This is a genomic window from Neolewinella maritima, from assembly GCF_923081025.1.
Taxonomy (GTDB): domain Bacteria; phylum Bacteroidota; class Bacteroidia; order Chitinophagales; family Saprospiraceae; genus Neolewinella; species Neolewinella maritima.
Genome location: NZ_CAKLPZ010000001.1, coordinates 1907118 through 1923396, shown reverse-complemented (window position 1 = coordinate 1923396; position 16279 = coordinate 1907118). Strand labels below are relative to the sequence as shown.

The 16279-nt window shown below is 59.9% G+C and carries 17 protein-coding genes; 11 read left to right on the top strand and 6 right to left on the bottom strand.

The window, feature by feature from the left end; genetic code table 11:
• Positions 1-18: 18 nt before the first annotated feature.
• The 3 genes from bioB to gldG form a co-directional block, all read right to left on the bottom strand.
• Positions 19-1026, bottom strand: coding sequence for a biotin synthase BioB (gene bioB, locus MJQ68_RS08000; protein WP_406612755.1), 1008 nt, complete (start codon positions 1024-1026; stop codon positions 19-21).
• Between the two features lie 130 nt (positions 1027-1156).
• On the bottom strand, positions 1157-2365 hold the full coding sequence (locus tag MJQ68_RS07995) for a zinc dependent phospholipase C family protein (RefSeq protein ID WP_238750509.1): 1209 nt from the start codon (positions 2363-2365) through the stop codon (positions 1157-1159).
• Between the two features lie 10 nt (positions 2366-2375).
• Positions 2376-4097 (bottom strand): gliding motility-associated ABC transporter substrate-binding protein GldG, encoded by a 1722-nt coding sequence (gene gldG, locus MJQ68_RS07990; RefSeq protein WP_238750508.1) that lies wholly within the window; start codon positions 4095-4097, stop codon positions 2376-2378.
• 64 nt (positions 4098-4161) lie between these two features.
• On the opposite strand from gldG, the gene MJQ68_RS07985 reads away from it, so the two are divergent.
• From MJQ68_RS07985 to MJQ68_RS07970, 4 genes are all read left to right on the top strand, one after another.
• The gene (locus tag MJQ68_RS07985) at positions 4162-5136 is read left to right on the top strand and encodes an alpha/beta hydrolase (RefSeq protein WP_238750507.1); all 975 of its coding nucleotides are present in this window, start codon (positions 4162-4164) and stop codon (positions 5134-5136) included.
• 87 nt (positions 5137-5223) lie between these two features.
• Positions 5224-6594, top strand: coding sequence for a vanadium-dependent haloperoxidase (locus MJQ68_RS07980; protein WP_238750506.1), 1371 nt, complete (start codon positions 5224-5226; stop codon positions 6592-6594).
• Positions 6591-6851: a hypothetical protein gene (locus MJQ68_RS07975; protein WP_238750505.1), complete on the top strand. Its 261-nt coding sequence runs from the start codon at positions 6591-6593 to the stop codon at positions 6849-6851. The genes MJQ68_RS07980 and MJQ68_RS07975 overlap by 4 nt, the downstream gene beginning before the upstream one ends.
• Before the next feature lie 41 nt (positions 6852-6892).
• Positions 6893-7270, top strand: coding sequence for a diacylglycerol kinase family protein (locus MJQ68_RS07970; protein ID WP_238750504.1), 378 nt, complete (start codon positions 6893-6895; stop codon positions 7268-7270).
• On the opposite strand, the gene MJQ68_RS07965 is transcribed toward MJQ68_RS07970, so the two are convergent.
• Both MJQ68_RS07965 and MJQ68_RS07960 read right to left on the bottom strand, forming a co-directional pair.
• Positions 7267-8103 carry a ChaN family lipoprotein gene (locus MJQ68_RS07965; RefSeq protein WP_238750503.1) on the bottom strand — a complete coding sequence of 279 codons (837 nt, stop codon included), beginning with the start codon at positions 8101-8103 and terminating at the stop codon, positions 7267-7269. The genes MJQ68_RS07970 and MJQ68_RS07965 overlap by 4 nt on opposite strands.
• A gap of 118 nt (positions 8104-8221) precedes the next feature.
• The gene (locus tag MJQ68_RS07960) at positions 8222-9133 is read right to left on the bottom strand and encodes an SDR family oxidoreductase (RefSeq protein ID WP_238750598.1); all 912 of its coding nucleotides are present in this window, start codon (positions 9131-9133) and stop codon (positions 8222-8224) included.
• Positions 9134-9171: 38 nt separating this feature from the next.
• Between MJQ68_RS07960 and MJQ68_RS07955 the strand changes: the two genes are divergently transcribed.
• Positions 9172-9768, top strand: coding sequence for a WbqC family protein (locus MJQ68_RS07955; protein WP_238750502.1), 597 nt, complete (start codon positions 9172-9174; stop codon positions 9766-9768).
• Here MJQ68_RS07955 and MJQ68_RS07950 read toward each other — a convergent pair.
• Positions 9759-10448: a hypothetical protein gene (locus MJQ68_RS07950; protein ID WP_238750501.1), complete on the bottom strand. Its 690-nt coding sequence runs from the start codon at positions 10446-10448 to the stop codon at positions 9759-9761. The two genes, MJQ68_RS07955 and MJQ68_RS07950, sit on opposite strands and share 10 nt — an antisense overlap.
• A gap of 82 nt (positions 10449-10530) precedes the next feature.
• Between MJQ68_RS07950 and MJQ68_RS07945 the strand changes: the two genes are divergently transcribed.
• From MJQ68_RS07945 to MJQ68_RS07920, 6 genes are all read left to right on the top strand, one after another.
• A complete protein-coding gene (locus tag MJQ68_RS07945) occupies positions 10531-12246 on the top strand; it encodes a dynamin family protein (RefSeq protein ID WP_238750500.1) in 1716 nt (571 codons plus the stop codon).
• 11 nt (positions 12247-12257) lie between these two features.
• Positions 12258-12827 (top strand): pseudouridine synthase, encoded by a 570-nt coding sequence (locus MJQ68_RS07940; RefSeq protein WP_238750499.1) that lies wholly within the window; start codon positions 12258-12260, stop codon positions 12825-12827.
• A gap of 30 nt (positions 12828-12857) precedes the next feature.
• On the top strand, positions 12858-13073 hold the full coding sequence (locus MJQ68_RS07935) for a PspC family transcriptional regulator (RefSeq protein ID WP_238750498.1): 216 nt from the start codon (positions 12858-12860) through the stop codon (positions 13071-13073).
• 176 nt (positions 13074-13249) lie between these two features.
• Positions 13250-14233 (top strand): aminodeoxychorismate synthase component I, encoded by a 984-nt coding sequence (locus tag MJQ68_RS07930; RefSeq protein ID WP_238750497.1) that lies wholly within the window; start codon positions 13250-13252, stop codon positions 14231-14233.
• A gap of 83 nt (positions 14234-14316) precedes the next feature.
• Entirely contained in the window at positions 14317-14937 is a 621-nt protein-coding gene (locus MJQ68_RS07925) for an aminotransferase class IV (RefSeq protein WP_238750496.1), read from the top strand.
• A gap of 87 nt (positions 14938-15024) precedes the next feature.
• Positions 15025-16272, top strand: coding sequence for an inositol-3-phosphate synthase (locus MJQ68_RS07920; RefSeq protein WP_238750495.1), 1248 nt, complete (start codon positions 15025-15027; stop codon positions 16270-16272).
• Positions 16273-16279 lie beyond the last annotated feature (7 nt).

The window sequence follows — 16279 nt, the reverse complement described above, 5'->3', positions numbered from 1 at the left end:
TCTAGGTAAAGTGTAGGGTTACTTGCGCTTGGCTTCGTTACGCTCGATCTTATGACCGGGGCGGCTCCACTTGATGCGCTGCTTTTCGGTGGGCGGACCGGGGTCTACGCCGGGTACCGGCCGTTCACCCTTCGCGTAGGCCGTCGTAGGCCGCAGGCCGAGCGCGTCAAACAGCTCCATATCCGCAAACGCTTCAGGATTGGGGGTGGTCAGCAGCTTATCGCCCGCAAAGATGCTACCGGCGCCGGCAAGGAAGCAGAGCGCCTGTCCCTCGGGGGTCATGCCGGTGCGTCCGGCGCTCAGGCGTACCGTCGTGGTGGGTAGTATGATGCGGGTCACGGCGATCATGCGCACCATCTCGAAGATGTTGATGGGGCGCTGCTCCTCCAGGGGCGTACCCTCTACGGCCACCAGGGCGTTGATGGGCACGGACTCCGGTACGGGAGTGAGGCTGGCCAGAGTAAGCAGCATCTTGAGCCGGTCGTCGGTAGATTCACCCATACCGATAATTCCGCCGGAGCAGACGGTGAGGCCGGCCTTGCGGGCATTGCCGATGGTTTCCAGGCGATCGGCGTAGGTGCGCGTCGAGATCACCTCTTTATAGTACTCTTCGCTGCTGTCCAGGTTGTGGTTGTAGGCATAGAGTCCGGCCGCGGCGAGTCGTTCGGCTTGATTGGGGGTCAGCATACCCAGGGTAGCACATACTTCCATGTCAAGCCCGTTCACGGTACGGACCAGTTCGAGGACCTGCTCGAATTCAGCGTCGTCGCGTACGTTGCGCCAGGCGGCACCCATACAGAGCCGGCTGCTGCCTAGTCCCTTGGCGCGTTCGGCGGCCGTGCGCACCTGCTCTACCGAGAGCATTGCGTTTTCTTCAATGTCCGTATGGTAGCGCGCAGCCTGCGGGCAGTAGCCACAGTCTTCGGGGCAGCCGCCGGTCTTGATACTGACCAGGCTCGAGACCTGTACTTCGTTGGGGTCGTGGTGCTGCCGGTGGACCGAGGCGGCCCGAAATACCAGCTCCATCAGGGGAGCGTCGTGCAGGGCCTGTAGCTCGGCCAGGGACCAGGAAACGGGGAGGGAGGAAGTCTGGACGGTCATAGGGCGGCAAATATAGCACCCCGACTGTAAGGGGGCGCGTCCGCCGGTGCACTACTTACTCGTGAACGCGACCGGTTCGTTGGAGAAGCAGCGGTGGGCCCGCCGCCGCATTGAGACTATCGGCTGTTTCGTCCCCGGTCGCCGGATTCAATAACTGTTGCATGTTTGGCTGTCCGGCATCCACCCAGCAGCTGTACCAGACGGATCCCACCGCGTGAATAGCCGCTCGAAAACGAGCCTCTACCATGCCGTCCATAGCATCCGACCATGCCGCGGCATACTCCCGACACTGTGTACGCACCTCCCGCCCCAGTCGCTCCTCAAAGCAGAATTGCTGGTCGACGGGGTAGACCTGTCGAAGATGGGCTTCGGTAGAAAGTACGCTATCCACTAGGGCGTGACTTTCCAGTACGATGTCCCAGTAATACGTAGTAGGATCTACGATGTAATCAGCCGGCCCCACCAGGTAATCGTAGTCGCGATCCGCAAACAACTCCGGTAGCCGGCTCTCCCAGAACGCATGGATGCCGAGCTGACCGCTGAGCTGTCCGTTGTAGTTTTCGGTAGTGTGCAGGGGCACGTGGGCATCGCCTACATAGTGACCGATCTCGGCGGCTAGCTGACGTATCCGCTGCACGTCGCCCACCACGAAGGCTTCGGTGAGTTGTCGGTGGTGGCGGACCAGGTGGTAGGGTAGGATGCCGTGGGCCGATAGCTCGTCTACTACTATTGCGGTACCCAGCGTGTCGGGAAAGCCGATAGCTCGCAGCGAATCGGTTGCTACCGCCCGCTCCTCGTACAGGGCGGGGAGGAAAGAGCGGTACCACAGATCGCGGTACGTGCGCAGGGGCAGATCGAAGCTTTCGGACGTGCTGCTGAGGATGGCCTGATCGAAGATCACCGTATCGAGTCGCCAGTGCGTAGTATCCCCGCCGTGCAGCACATCCAGGCCGCCCTGCCATAGCAGCGCATCGACGTACCGTCGGGGTACTTCCGTGAAGGGAGCCTGCCCCCAGTGATCGAGGTCGATATAGTGCCGTACCGCTTCGTGGGCGGTAGCGTAGCGCCGTTTATCGGGATCTACGGCGTGCTCGGCCAGGTAGTCTGCCTGTGCGCGGAAGTAGTGCCCCAGCTCGGGCGGTAGCGTGAATACGGCCAGACGGTTGATGCGCCGGTGGCCGTAGAAGCCCCACGGTGGGTAGGAAGTGACCGTCGCACCCGCGACCCCGCAGACCAATAGAAGTAGTAGGAACACCTTGCGCATAGCTACGTACTTAGTGAGCGTACCGCCGCCGCCGGAGGTAGGTGAATAGTAGTCCGAATAGGGCTAGTAGTAGGAGTGGGACGGCGATGTTCAGGATCCGCCAGTAGCCGGCCTCGGCCAGTGCGCGGTTCTGGTCCAGTAGACGCAGGCGGACGTCCTTGTTGCGGCTACTGATCACCCCGCCCGGTTCCAGCAGGTAGGCGATCGCGTTGAGCATAAAGGCTTTGTTAGCATAGGGGATACGGGAAAACGGGTTGACGCCCAGCGTGCCCACCTCGCCCCGGCTGCTGACGCTATTGGCTAAGACATCGCCGTCGCTGACGACCAGCATTGCCGTGGGGGGAGACGTGGCCCGGTAGTCCTGCCCACCACGCTCCAGCAGGTCGGTAAAGCTGCTACTCATACGGTTGGCGTAGGGGCTCGTGAAGGAGCCTTCCAGCAATAAAGCCAGGGGTAGATCGGCTTCGTTGAACCGGTCCAGCTCTACGCTAAATTTTTGCGCGTCCAGATCGATGCCCGACGGCAATTGCTGGCGCCGGCCGTTGTCGCTGCTGGCCAATAGGGTAGTTGAGGTAAGCCCGGTATCGGAGCCGGTGGGCTCGATCAGGGTGGGGTAGCGCAAGTCTACCGCGTCGATGTTTTGTACGATGGGATGATCCGTAGCCGGTAGCGCGGTAACGTGGTACGGGAAGGGGACCAGGGCGAAGCGTGGTCCGGATGGCCCCTGACTGGTCTCGATAGGAATGGGGCTGTTGGCCAGGTCCAGCACCAACTGACTGCTGAGGCGGAAACCGTAGCGGAAGAACAGGTCGTCCAGTCCGGTAGGGCGCGCCAGCGGGAAGGCCTCGCCGGTGGCCCGCAGACTATCGTAATCCATCGCTACGGCGTCGATGGCCCAGATCACCCGGCCGCCGTGCATGATGTACTGGTCCAACTGGAAGGCCGCCTCGGCGCTGAAGGGTACGGTGGGTTTGGCTACGATCAGCAGATCTACGCGTTCGGGGATCAGGGGTAGACTATCCAGGTATACCGGGCCGACCTCGTAGTCCTTCCGCAGCTCACTCACCAGATCGGCAAACTGCGCCGGGGGCAGTTCTCCATTTCCCCGGGTGAACCCGATGGTGTATTTGCTGGCGGATGTCATTCCGGCGATAGCGCGCGAAATGTTGTACTCCAGCAGGTTTTCGGCCTGATTGAGTTGCTGGTCCAGGGCTACATCCGGGCGGGTTGCTTCCAGTAAGGGTACGATACGCTGCTGCGTCTCAGTGTAAATGAGGGCGTAGGGGTAAATGGCACGGGCGCTGCGTTCACCGGCTGACTGCTGGTAGTCTGTAATGGGCACGATGTCGTCCTCAGCCATAGCCTCCTGACGCTGGCGTACTTCCTCCGGTGTACCGAGCAGTGGATCGGCAAATTCTACTTCCAAGTAGTCGGTGTACCCCCCAAAGTCCTCCAGCTTCTCCTGCACGGCCGTGCGAAGCCGTTGGTAGGGGGCGGGCAGGTCTCCCTCCAGGAGAATGCGGACGTACACGGGTTGGTCGAGGTCGGTGAGTACCTGGCGGGTGTAGTCCGACAGGGTGTAGCGCTGGTCGCCCGTCAGATCGAAGGCGGTGTATAGCCGCGTGTCGCCCAGGCGGGAGTGGGCCAGAACGTTGAGCACGATCAGCACGGCTAGCCCCACTCCAAAACGGAATAGGGCTTGCTGACGATAGAGGCGTTCACGGGTGGGCATAGGCGGCGGGAAGGGGTGAAGATAAAGCGCCTACCTTTGGCGAAATGCCCGCCCCCACGACGCTATGAAGAAAGTCCTGTTTGTACTCGCAGCCATCCTATTCCTATACATTGGCGCGACCTACTACCTGAGCTCCCTGGTATTGGATACACCGAATCGCAGCCTGGAGGAATCCTACGGCATCGCTACGGGGCAGTGGCGGGTCAACATCGATAGCCTGCGCGCGGAACTGCCCCCGGTGCAGGAGGTGAGTTTCGTCAGTCCGGTCGACGGGATCACCCTACGGGCCTGGCTCTACCAGCGGGAGGGAGCGAACTGCGGCATCGTGCTTTCCCACGGCTACCACGACAACCGGATGAGTATGCTCAAGTATACGCCGGCCTTTCAGGACTGCGGCTGCGACCTGTTGCTGTACGACCACCGCGGCTTCGGAGAGAGCGACGAGAGCTACGGCAGTGGGGGCATCAACGAAGCCACGGACCTGCTTACCGCACACGCCTTCCTGAAGGCCCGCAGCGGGTTGAGCGATGGGCAGATCGGCTGGCTCGGTGAGAGTTGGGGAGCAGCTACTGCCCTACAGGCGGCGGGTAGGGGACAGGTCACCCCGGCCTTCGTCATTGCCGAGAGCCCGTACACCGACTGGGCCACGGCAATCACCGAACGCGGAGAACGGGACTACGGCCCGGCACTGTCCGCCTTCACTCCGGGAACTTTTCGCTGGGTAGCCTACCGCAACGGGACGGATTTCGCCACTGCCAGTCCGCTGCAGGCTGCCGAGCGGATCACGGCACCCGTCCTGCTCTTTCATTCCCGGCAGGATACGCTGACTTCCCCCGATCAGTCGGACCGGATCGCCGAGCGGATCGCGCCCGGCCTGCTCACCTACCACGCACTAGACTGGGGTGCCTGGCATGCCCACAATGTGGTCTGGCGGCCGCGGGAGTACGCCGAGCTGATCCAGGCATTTATCGATGCGCGTCGCCCGGACTTTTGCCCAGCGAATGTCGGTCAGCGCACGCAAGTCTCGGCGGTCGACTAATCCAGCCTGCTACTCCAGGCGTTGTACCTTCGTATTGCCCGCAAATGACGTGCTGCCCAGTTGATTGTATCACAGCACCCGTATCGTATGAAGCTTAGTAGTCGCATCCTCACATCTCTCGTTCTCCTGCTCACGCTCGTAAGCTGTGGGGAAGACATCAATCCCAACTACCAGGAAGAGGTAGCCGAGCCGGAGTTCTACCACCGGTCGGTCAAGCAGCTCACCGACGTGATCGTGCACGATATCTTCTCGCCGCCCGTAGCGAGCCGCATCTATTCCTACTCCAGCATTGCCGGCTACGAGGCGCTGGCCGCCGGCGACCCTGGTCTGGAGAGTCTTGCCGGTCAGGTACCCCACCTTGCACCCGCGCCCGCGCCCCCTGCCGGTACGGAGATCGCCTACCCCGTAGCTGCTGTAGTCGCGCAACTGAGGGTAGGTAAGAGTCTGATCTTCAGTGAGCCGAAGATGGATGAGTTCCGCGATGGACTGTACGAGGAAATTCGGCGTATCGGCGTGCCGGAGGAGGTGTTCCAGGCTTCCGTAGCCTACGGCGAGCAGGTGGCGGATCACATCATCGATTGGTACGGTGGGGATATGTACAAGCAGACCCGCACCTTTCCGAAGTATTCCATTACGGATGACGAGACCAAGTGGCAGCCTACGCCTCCGGACTATATGGACGGCATCGAACCCAGCTGGGAACGTATCCGGCCCTTCACCCTGGATAGCGCCAGTCAGTTTCGCCCGCTGCCTCCGACGGATTATAGCCTGGAACCCGATAGCCGCTGGATGCAGGAGGTGAATGAGGTATATACCGTGTTTACCGGGGTGGATGAGCAGGAGAGTGCCGAGCGGCAGGCAATCGCACAGTTCTGGGATTGCAACCCGTATGTGAGCCACACCGTGGGTCACCTCATGTTTGCCACTAAAAAGATCACGCCCGGGGGACATTGGGTTAATATCGCCGCTATTGCCGCCAAGCAAGCGGACGCTGACTTTGCCCGGACGGTAGAGACCTACGCCCTGGTCAGCATGGCGATGTACGACGCATTTATCAGTTGCTGGGAAGAGAAGTACCGCTCGAAGCTGGTGCGTCCAGAGACCTTCATTAACCGCCACATCGATCAAGAGTGGCGGCCGCTCCTGCAGACGCCGCCCTTCCCGGAGCATACCAGCGGTCACTCCGTAGTGAGTCGGGCCTGCGCGGTCGTACTGACCGATCTATACGGCGACAATTTTGCCTTTGCCGACGATAGCGAAGAAGAGTACGACCTACCTACCCGGGAGTATCCGAGCTTTCTAGCTGCTAGTGATGAAGCTGCCCTGAGTCGCCTGTACGGCGGCATTCACTACCGGCCGGCCATCGAGTACGGCGTGACGCAGGGCGAGGCTGTGGGCCAACACCTGCTGGAGCGTATTTCCACCCGCGCACAGATCACGGAGGCGCGTAGTCAGTGAATACCGCCCTGCTGCTCATCGGTCAACTGATCATCTATTCCCTGCTGATGCTGGCGGATGAGTACGCCGGTACCCTATTAGCCGCCATACTGGGTACGATCTGCTTCGCAATATGGGGGTTGAGCCATCTGGTCGAACTGGTGCAACCCAGCAGGGTAAGTAAGTCTTACTATACCTACGTGCTTACCGGATGGGTGGCGCCGGCACTGGCGCTTATCGGCTTCATTTACCTCCGTGGGGGGATCGGCTGGCTCTGAGGCCGAACAACTATCCCACCGGTCGGCTTTCCATACAGCACATGAAGGGACTCCTCAAGTACTCACGCGGTCGTTTTGCCGCCTTCGGTTATGCCTTTCGTGGGGCGTACGATCTGCTGCGCAATCACGCGCCATCCAGGATTCACCTGGCCGCCCTGGTGGCGATGATCGCCATCGCCTGGGGGCTCGACTTTCCATTGTGGAAGTGGGTGGCCGTACTGATTTGTGCCGGCATGGTACTGGCGGCCGAGGCACTTAATACCGCCGTGGAATACGTCGTGGACCTGGTGAGTCCGGAGTACAACATACTAGCTGGCAAGGCCAAGGACGTGGCGGCCGGTGCGGTGCTCTTCACCGCGGTGTCCTCCGGTCTGATCGCGCTAATGCTGGTGTATGACGCCCTCTGGGGGGTGGTCTAGTAGGTTTTCGTCATGTTCTCCGGCACCAGGATCGTAAAGTCAGCTTTCCCCCGGTTCTCATCGATCAGATCATCCGTCTGTGATTGCTCGAGGGTAGTGATGGTGACTACCCGAAGCTGCGGCTTATACCGCCGGATGTACCAGCCAATTCCCTCGAAGCCGTCGCTATGGTAGCTGCCGTTGATGTGCAGCAGCGTACGCCCCGCGCGGGCATTTTTAGCGATGAACCACCCCATAGTAGCGTCCTTGATGGCCTGGGCTTTGGGAAAATTCTCTCCGCTGTGGCCGCCCATACCGTTGTCCGGACCCAGCATGGCCCGGTAGCCCGGCAGCTCGGCATCGTAGGGTGGGGGCAGGGGGGGGAGTTCCGCCTGTTGCTCGGCGGGCAGGGATTGTAACACTACGAAGCCCCGCTGGAAGACCATTCGGGCGTATGCCCGTGGGGTGTTCGTGGCGTAGACGGCCGCATCGTTCCGTCGGGCTTGCTGTAGCAGGGGCAGGTAATCGGTATGGAAGTTGGGCCACAGACCTCCCACTGTACTGTCGAGCTGCTCCACCGTCAGGCTATCGGCCATGAATCGGTCGAGCGCGTCCTGCTCGTCGGTCTCGAACATTTCCATGCCGAGATCATAGCCCTCCAGATCGTCAGCGATCTCCAGTTGCAGCCAGTGGGCGATGGGATTGTTGTGGTATTCGCCGAAGAGGATCACATCGGCGTCCCGCAGGCTACGGACCATCTTTTTGTAGGAGACTTTCTTACCGTCCTTATTGTACAGTTGGTAGGCCTCGGGAGTATTCTGTGCCGCCAGGCCGGTGGCACACAGCAGTAGCATACAGATACAGTGATATAACATGGGGGGTAGGTCTAAAATGAACGGCCCCGTCCCGTCCGCCGGCCCAATTAAGGAGTGAGGCGGACCGAACGGGGCCGTGCTAAGGTAAGGTGCCGGACTAGTACGGCATCTCCCCACCGGTAATGCCCATCACTTCACCCGTGATGTAGCTGGCCTCCTGGGAAGCGAGTAGAACGTACAGCGGCGCACACTCCACGGGCTGACCCGGACGACCCAGCGTAGTAGAACCACCGAACTTCTCGATCTTGTCCTGGGGCTGTCCACCCGATGACTGCAGCGGCGTCCAGAACGGACCGGGAGCCACGGCATTGACCCGGATACCCTTCTCGGCCACCTGTGCGGCGAGTGCCTTGGTAAAGGCTACGTTACAGGCCTTGGTCTGGGCGTAATCCAGCAGGCTGGACGATGGGTCAAAGCTCTGCACCGAAGCGGTGTTGATGATGGATGCGCCCGCTCCCATGTGGGTGAGCGCTTCCTTGGTGATCCAGAACGGTGCGTATACATTCACCTTGAAGGTGTTGTCGAACTGCTCAGTGGTGAGGTCGCTGATGGACTTCTGGGCGGTCTGCCGACCGGCGTTATTGACCAGAATATCCAGTCCGCCGAGCTTACCTACGGCGGTGGTGACCAGCTCCTTACAGAACGACTCCTCGACGATGTCTCCGGGGATGGCAACGCCGATCCGGCCTTCGGCTTTGATCAGCTTGATCACCTCCTGGGCGTTCTGCTCTTCGGAGGGTAGGTAGTTGATGGCCACATCCGCACCCTCGCGGGCAAAGGCGATGGCGGCGGCGCGGCCGATACCGGAATCTCCTCCGGTGATGAGGGCCTTGCGTCCCTTCAGCCGGCCGAAACCGACGTAGCTATCCTCTCCGTGGTCGGGCTCGGGGTCCATCTTATTGACCGAGCCGGGGCGGTTCTGCGGCTGCCGGGGAAAGGGCGGGCGGGGATACTGGGTTAGCGGGTTTTGCTTTTGGTAGCGGTTGCTTAGTTTATCTGTTGTACTCATGTAGCCGTAACCGAGGCTATTTCTCATATGTTTGCCATATGCCCACATCATCTCATCTGGTCACGACCACCGCGTATTTTCCGCCCCTGGAGTGGTTTGTCGCGGCTCTAGCCAGTAACGAATGGCGGTGGGAGGCCAAGGAGAACTACCAGAAAGGTGGGTGGCGTAACCGCTGCATGATTCTCTCCGCAAATGGCCCCTTACGACTCTCCGTACCCCTGCTCGGCGGCAAGCATCAGCAGATGCCAATCCAGGAGGTGCGCATTGACCGGCGGACCGACTGGCAGCGGCAGCACGTACAGAGTATCCGGTCAGCCTACGGGCGGGCACCGTTTTTCGAGCACTACGGTGAGGAGGTACTACAACTCATTGATAGCGATACAGATACACTATGGGAGCTAAACTGCAAAATTGCTGAAGGATTGCTCAGATTATTCGGTGCTTCGATCGAGCTACTACCCACCGAAGTATTCCGGGGCGGGGCCGCTGGTGCGGGGTATAGCACGCCGCCACCGCTCACCTCCTACCCGCAGGTGTTTGCGGATCGCTTCGGCTACGTAGGCGGGCTTTCGGTGCTGGACGGCCTGTTCTGTCTGGGGCCCGAACTGGCCGTACTCGGCCTGGTTCAGAAGTAGTACATCAGGCGCAGGTCGAGCGGAACGTTGAAGGTCCGATCCCTGCGGGGCACGTTCGGGTTATCTAACAGCGTGCCGGCGAATAAGCTTTCCCACTGCTGATCCGCCGGTCGGATGCGGTCGGTGTGCCCTAAGCGTTTGTACCGCACCCCCAGGCCAAAGGACACGTCGATGGTCAGTGGCCCCAGGTCGTATTCCAAGCCCAGTATCGCGTTCAGCGTGAGAATATTGGTTCGCACGCCGATCGAGTCCTGATAGGTCAAGTCGCCACCCAGTGTGGAGTCGCGTTCCATGACGAAGGTTTCTACGCTTCGGTGCCGTCGTACCATATAGTCCGAACGCAGCTGGGCGTATGGATGAAGACCGCTGTGTCGGCCCATATCGAAGTAGCGCCGTAGCGACAGGTGGAAGCGGTGACCGGTGCTGGACCCTCGGCTGCGGTACTCGGGTTTACGGGAAGACAAGCGCAGGTGGCCTACTTCCACGGCATAGCCAGACGACCAGCGGAATCCCCCACCGTAGAGAAAGCCCGGGTTGGCGATGTCGATCAGCTTCAGGGGGGATACAAATACATAAGCCCGTGACGCGGGCGGCTGATGGGCGGGCATGGTATCCTGAGCGCATAAGCCACCGCAGGTCAGCAGAATTGAGATAGCGACGGTAAGTATCCGGTATGCCATGATCGGCGGGTTTGGGGAAGGGAAGTAGGTGTACACTAAGATAGGTAGTCGCCGCTCACCCCGCCTGCTTTACCTTCGTACAATGGCACAATTACTCGACGCGGGGCTACAGGCTGACCGTGCCCGACTGGAGGAGATCATCAAGCGCTTGCACGAGCTGACGATCCGCATCGGTCATGATGAGATGGCACAGACCGTCAGCGACCTGCGCAACCGCATATTCGAGCCCTTCATGTTCGTCATTGTCGGCGAGGTGAAGGCCGGTAAATCAAGCTTCGTAAACGCGCTGCTGGACACCGGGGAGGAGATCGCCAAGGCCGCCCCCCAGCCCATGACCGATACGATCCAGCAGATCATCTACGGCGAGGAGCGACGGGAGGTGATGGTAAATCCCTACCTGAAGAAGATCTTCCTGCCGGTCGATATCCTACAGGAGATCGCTATCGTAGATACGCCGGGTACCAATACCATCGTGGCCCACCACCAGGAGATCACCGAGCAGTTCATTCCCGCCAGTGACCTGATCGTCTTTGTGTTCGAGGCTAAGAATCCGTACCGGCAGTCTGCCTGGGATTTCTTCCAGTACATCCACGGAGACTGGCGCAAGAAAACCATCTTCGTACTGCAACAGAAGGATCTGGCTACGGAGGACGAGCTGAGTGTTAACCTCGGTGGCGTAGCCGAGAAGGCCAAGCAGGAAGGTATCGAGCACCCCCGTGTGTTCGCCGTCTCCGCCAAGCAGGAGCAGGAAGGGATGTACGGTAGTGGGTTCGGTCCGCTACGGCAGTATATCGCCGATAATATCACCGGAGGGAAGGCGCCGCGGCTGAAGCTGAACAACAGCGTACTCACCGCCCAGACCATCAATAGCCGCATCGCCGACGGGCTGCTGCTGCGCCGTAGTCAGTTCGAGGCCGATACCCACTTCCGGCAGGATATTCAGCAGACCCTCGATGAGCAGGTAAGTCAGAGCAATAAGCAGGTAGACCTGATGGTCGAAAACCTGCTGCTGACCTACGATGGCATCACGGGCCAAAAGCTGGCGGAGCTACGCAGCGGCCTGAGTATGTTCGGGCTCGTCAAACGAAGCGTAGCTTCCACCTTCGGTAGTACGCCGAGCGCCAAGACCTGGCTAGAGAACCTGGCCCGCGACCTGGAGACCGACCTGAACGACAAACTTCGGGCCCGTCTCAATGACAATGTGGTCGACCTGGCCGAGAGCATCCAGCAGATGGTCAAGACCATTGATCTCAAGATCCGCAGTAGTCAGACTATCCTGAGCAACGACCACGAGATCTTTTCCAGCATCGCGGAGCGACGGGAGAATGTGCTGCGGGACCTACAGGATCAGTTCAATCGATTCGTGAGCAAAACGGAGAATTTTACCGACGAGGCCCTCTTCGCCGACCGCGAAAACCTGGCGCCCAATCTGGCTGCCGGCGGAGGCATCGCCGCGCTCGGGGTGATCCTGATGGCCCTGAGTACGCTACCCGTACTGGACGTGACCGGTGGGGTACTCACTACGGTGGGGGTGATCTTTGCGGGGTTCAGCACGCGAGGTAAGCGCCGCCGTATCGTAGAAAGCTTCGAGCAGGAGATCGAGACGGGGCGGGGCCGGCTGGCTACCGAGCTTGAAGATAAGCTGAAGGTCTATATCAGCACCCTGCGCCGACGCATCGAAGCTAATTTCGGGCGCTTCGACGAGATGCTGGACCGGGAGCAGAAGAACCTGCTGATCCTGGAAGGAACCCACGCCGAGGTGGATAAGGAGCTGGACGAACTGAGCCAGGAAATCTAGTGCGCTACTTTTTGCTTAACAAGCCCTATGATGTACTCAGCCAGTTTACGCGTGAAGTACCTAGTCACCGGACCCTGGCCGATGTGTATGACTTTCCTCCCGGTGTATACCCCGTAGGCAGGCTGGATCGCGATAGTGAAGGACTGCTATTGCTTACTGATGATAAACGCCTCAATCAAAAGCTCTTAGACCCTTCGAACGGACACTCCCGCACCTATCACGTACAGGTGGATGGGGAAGTGGGTCAGGCCGCGCTAGACGCGCTGGCGGCGGGACCGGAGATCCGTGTGGGTGGGAAGGTGCACCGGAGTAAGCCCGTCCAGGTCAGAATCATTGCACCTGCGGTCGCGCCCCGGGTGCCGCCGATCAGGGTGCGCAAGCATATCCCCACTACCTGGTTGGAACTGGTACTGACGGAGGGGAAGAACCGGCAGGTCCGGCGCATGTGTGCTGCGGTGGGCCATCCGGTGCTGCGCCTGATCCGGTACGCGATCGGCGGGGTTACCCTGGATATGCTGGAGGGTGCACGGGCGCGCGAGGTAGATTGGACTTGGTTGCAGCAGCAAAGATTACTGAAATAGCGTACATTCGCTACGCAGCACAGCACTGATATGGAGCAACTTCGTAGGACACTGGAGCATTCGGCCTTTGGCGTATGCGCCTGGATGGGCGATAAGATGGGGATCTCGCGTTCGCGGGTACGGACCTATTTCATCTATCTTTCCTGCTTATCGCTGGGGTCTTCCTTACTGTTTTACTTCTTCGTGGCCTTTTGGCTCAACGTGCGGGAGTATATGCGGGAGGGACGGCGGCAGATGGGCTGGTAGCTTTAGCTGATAAAGTCTTCGATGGGACCTTCGCTGAGGGAGGTTAATGAGGGGATAGGCATGTGTAGGGTGTTTATTAAGCGTCTCAAATACGCCACAAAGGTAGGTATCTCCCCGCCGAAAACCGGGGTAAGACGCCCGAAATCTCGTACTTTTGCGATCTTTGTTTCGGTCCTATGCGTGAGCTCTATTCTGTTGCACTTTCCGATTGGGCCGAGCGGGTAAATGCAGCGGCCGTCGCCGCGCAGCCATTTTTCTTCCTGCTGGACTTCGAATTGCTTGAGCCCCGGCTATATACCGAGTCGGAGTGGCGGGAGCAGCAGCTGGTTTCCTTCGCGTTTCCCGGGGGCGAGGGTGGTGTGCGGGCCCAGCGGGATGCCGTGTCGCTGACTGCACATCCCATACCTACGCGACGCTACCGCGAGGCCTTCGACCTGGTGCAGTCGGGCCTACAGCGTGGGGATAGCTTTCTGACCAATCTCACCTTCGCTACCCCCATTGACTTGCAGGGTAGTCTGGAGGCCGTGTACGGCAATGTCTCGGCCAAGTACCGTGTCTGGCTACCGGAGCGCTTCGTGGCCTTCAGCCCGGAAACCTTTATCACCATCGATGCGGCTGGTTTCATCCGTACGAGTCCGATGAAGGGCACCGCGCTGGACACTCCGGCGGCGCGCAGCGAGCTGGTCAATGACCCCAAGGAGGTAGCAGAGCACGCCACGATCGTAGATCTGTTGCGCAATGATCTGAGTCAGGTAGCCCGGGGAGTACGGGTAAGTGCCTACCGCTACCTTAGGGCCCTCGAAACGCATGAGGGTGGCCTGGTACAGACAAGCTCAGACATCGGGGCAAACTTGCCGGAGGAGTGGCGCGAGCAACTGGGATACACCCTGCTACGGCTGCTTCCCGCAGGATCGGTAAGCGGGGCACCCAAGCCGGCTACGCTGGACCTTATCCGCCGAGCGGAGGGTGAACAGCGTGGGTATTACTGCGGTATTGCGGGCTACTACGACGGACGAGCGCTGGATACCTGCGTACTGATCCGATTCATCGAGCAACGGGACCAGGCGTACTATTTCAGATCCGGAGGGGGTATCACGGCGCGGAGTAATTGGGCATCGGAATACGCTGAGTTGAACGCAAAGATCCGCCTGCCCGCATGAGTTCCAGTAGCGGTGGCACTCCGTACGGTGGGTGTTAGTACGCGGTTACCTACCTTGGTACTCCCCGTTCAACTACCCTTCGATTGTCTACCAGCCGTACTATTCCTTCCCTTCTTGAGTCCATGCGACTGGTAGACGGGCAGGTATCGCTACTCGCCTATCACCAGCAGCGCGTGGATCGTTCCCGGCGCGCCTATTTCGGTAAGTCGCCGGTTTTCCGCCTTCAGGACGTCCTGTCCGGGCTCGACTTACCCGCACAAGGTACCTACAAACTGCGGCTGACCTACGCCACGGACCTGGTCGATTACGAAGTACAGCCCTACACCATCCGTCCCGTGCGCTCCCTTAAGGTCGTGCAGGGCGATCACCTGCGGTACGGTCGAAAGTATGCGGATCGCTCGGGTATTGAGGCACTGTTCGCGCAGCGGGGGGCGTGTGATGACATTCTTATCGTACAACGCAACCATATAACGGATGCCAGCTATGCAAACCTGGCGCTGTACGATGGCTCCCGGTGGTACACACCGGCCTGGCCCCTGCTACGCGGCACGCGAAGGGAGTATCTGCTCCAGCGCGGTATGATCCACTCCTCCGTGATTAGGTTACGCGATCTGGTGCATTTTGAGTCCATCAGACTGATCAATGCCATGATCCCCTGGGAACAGGGGCCGATCGTGCGGGTAACCGGGGTCACCGGACTCTAGGGTTTTGCCGTGTATACGGCAAAACCCGCGCGAGGGTATGAACCAAAACCTACTGATGTATCTTAGGCAGCCAAACAAATACGCACTTTGAATCAATCTAAGTATACTGCAGATCGTCCGCCGCTAGGTATCGCAATCATTGGACTGGGTGGCGCGGTCGCCACCACGGCCGTTGCCGGTAGCCTGCTTATTCAACGCGGTGCACAGGACACTACGGGTCTGCCCCTGGCCGAGCACGACGAGCTCGATCTGGCCCCCTACGGCAAGCTGCACTTTCGCGGTTGGGATCTGTTCGACGACAACCTGTATGCCGCAGCCAAGCACCACCGGGTACTGGATCGCGACCAGCTCGATGCGGTGACCGACGCGCTTAAGGAGATGCGCCCCTGGCCAGCCATCAGTAACCGGAACTACTGCGAGGGTGTGGTCGGTAGCAGCGATAGTACCGAGACCCACCGAGAGCTTGTACAGGACATCCAGGACAGGATCCGGGCGTTCGGCGAAGAGATCGGCGGCAACGTCGTGGTGATCAATTTAGCAAGTACGGAGCACGCCATCGATCCGGAGGAAGAAATCTACCAATCCCCCGATGCCTTCGAGCGGGGCGTGGACGCTAATGATACATCCATCAGCCCGGCCATGCTCTACGCGTATGCCTGCATTATGGCTGACGTACCCTACGGCAACTTCACTCCTAGCCGTGCGGCCGATATTCCCGCCCTGCGTAAGCTCGCTAATAAGCGTAATGTGCCCGTAGCCGGCAAGGATGGTAAGACGGGTCAGACCTACATCAAGACCGTCCTGGCCCCCGCACTCCGCGCCCGCGCCCTGCACGTCGACGGTTGGTTCTCCACCAACATCCTGGGTAACCGCGACGGAGAAGCACTGCGCAAGCCCAAATCGCTGGAGAACAAAATCACCACCAAGGGCGACGTACTTACCAACTGCCTTGGCTACCCGGTGGAAAGCCACCTGGTACGCATCAATTACTACAAGCCCCGTGGGGATGACAAGGAAGCCTGGGACAACATCGATATTTCCGGCTTCCTCGGACAGCGGATGCAGATCAAGGTCGACTTCCTGTGCAAAGACAGTATACTGGCTGCTCCGCTAGCCATCGAGATCGCACGCTGTCTGGATTTAGCCAGCCGACGCGGTCAGGGTGGGGTAGTGGAAGCGCTCGGCGTATTCTTCAAGGCACCCATGATGCGGGAGGGCAACGACCCGAACCACAACTTTGGCGAGCAGCAACTCGAACTTCTTCGGTGGCTTTACGAGGTTAACTCCCTGGAGGCCGTGACCGCTCTCACCGCTCCCAGCACCGAGACGGCCTGATCGAACC

Coding starts and splice junctions, on each gene's coding strand:
- MJQ68_RS07945 (WP_238750500.1), top strand. CDS start 10,531: ATGGCACAATTACTCGACGCGGGGCTACAGGCTGACCGTGCCCGACTG.
- MJQ68_RS07960 (WP_238750598.1), bottom strand. CDS start 9,133: ATGAGTACAACAGATAAACTAAGCAACCGCTACCAAAAGCAAAACCCG.
- gldG (WP_238750508.1), bottom strand. CDS start 4,097: ATGCCCACCCGTGAACGCCTCTATCGTCAGCAAGCCCTATTCCGTTTT.
- MJQ68_RS07985 (WP_238750507.1), top strand. CDS start 4,162: ATGAAGAAAGTCCTGTTTGTACTCGCAGCCATCCTATTCCTATACATT.
- MJQ68_RS07950 (WP_238750501.1), bottom strand. CDS start 10,448: ATGGCATACCGGATACTTACCGTCGCTATCTCAATTCTGCTGACCTGC.
- bioB (WP_406612755.1), bottom strand. CDS start 1,026: ATGGAGCTGGTATTTCGGGCCGCCTCGGTCCACCGGCAGCACCACGAC.
- MJQ68_RS07965 (WP_238750503.1), bottom strand. CDS start 8,103: ATGCTACTGCTGTGTGCCACCGGCCTGGCGGCACAGAATACTCCCGAG.
- MJQ68_RS07935 (WP_238750498.1), top strand. CDS start 12,858: ATGGAGCAACTTCGTAGGACACTGGAGCATTCGGCCTTTGGCGTATGC.
- MJQ68_RS07955 (WP_238750502.1), top strand. CDS start 9,172: ATGCCCACATCATCTCATCTGGTCACGACCACCGCGTATTTTCCGCCC.
- MJQ68_RS07995 (WP_238750509.1), bottom strand. CDS start 2,365: ATGCGCAAGGTGTTCCTACTACTTCTATTGGTCTGCGGGGTCGCGGGT.
- MJQ68_RS07930 (WP_238750497.1), top strand. CDS start 13,250: ATGCGTGAGCTCTATTCTGTTGCACTTTCCGATTGGGCCGAGCGGGTA.
- MJQ68_RS07980 (WP_238750506.1), top strand. CDS start 5,224: ATGAAGCTTAGTAGTCGCATCCTCACATCTCTCGTTCTCCTGCTCACG.
- MJQ68_RS07970 (WP_238750504.1), top strand. CDS start 6,893: ATGAAGGGACTCCTCAAGTACTCACGCGGTCGTTTTGCCGCCTTCGGT.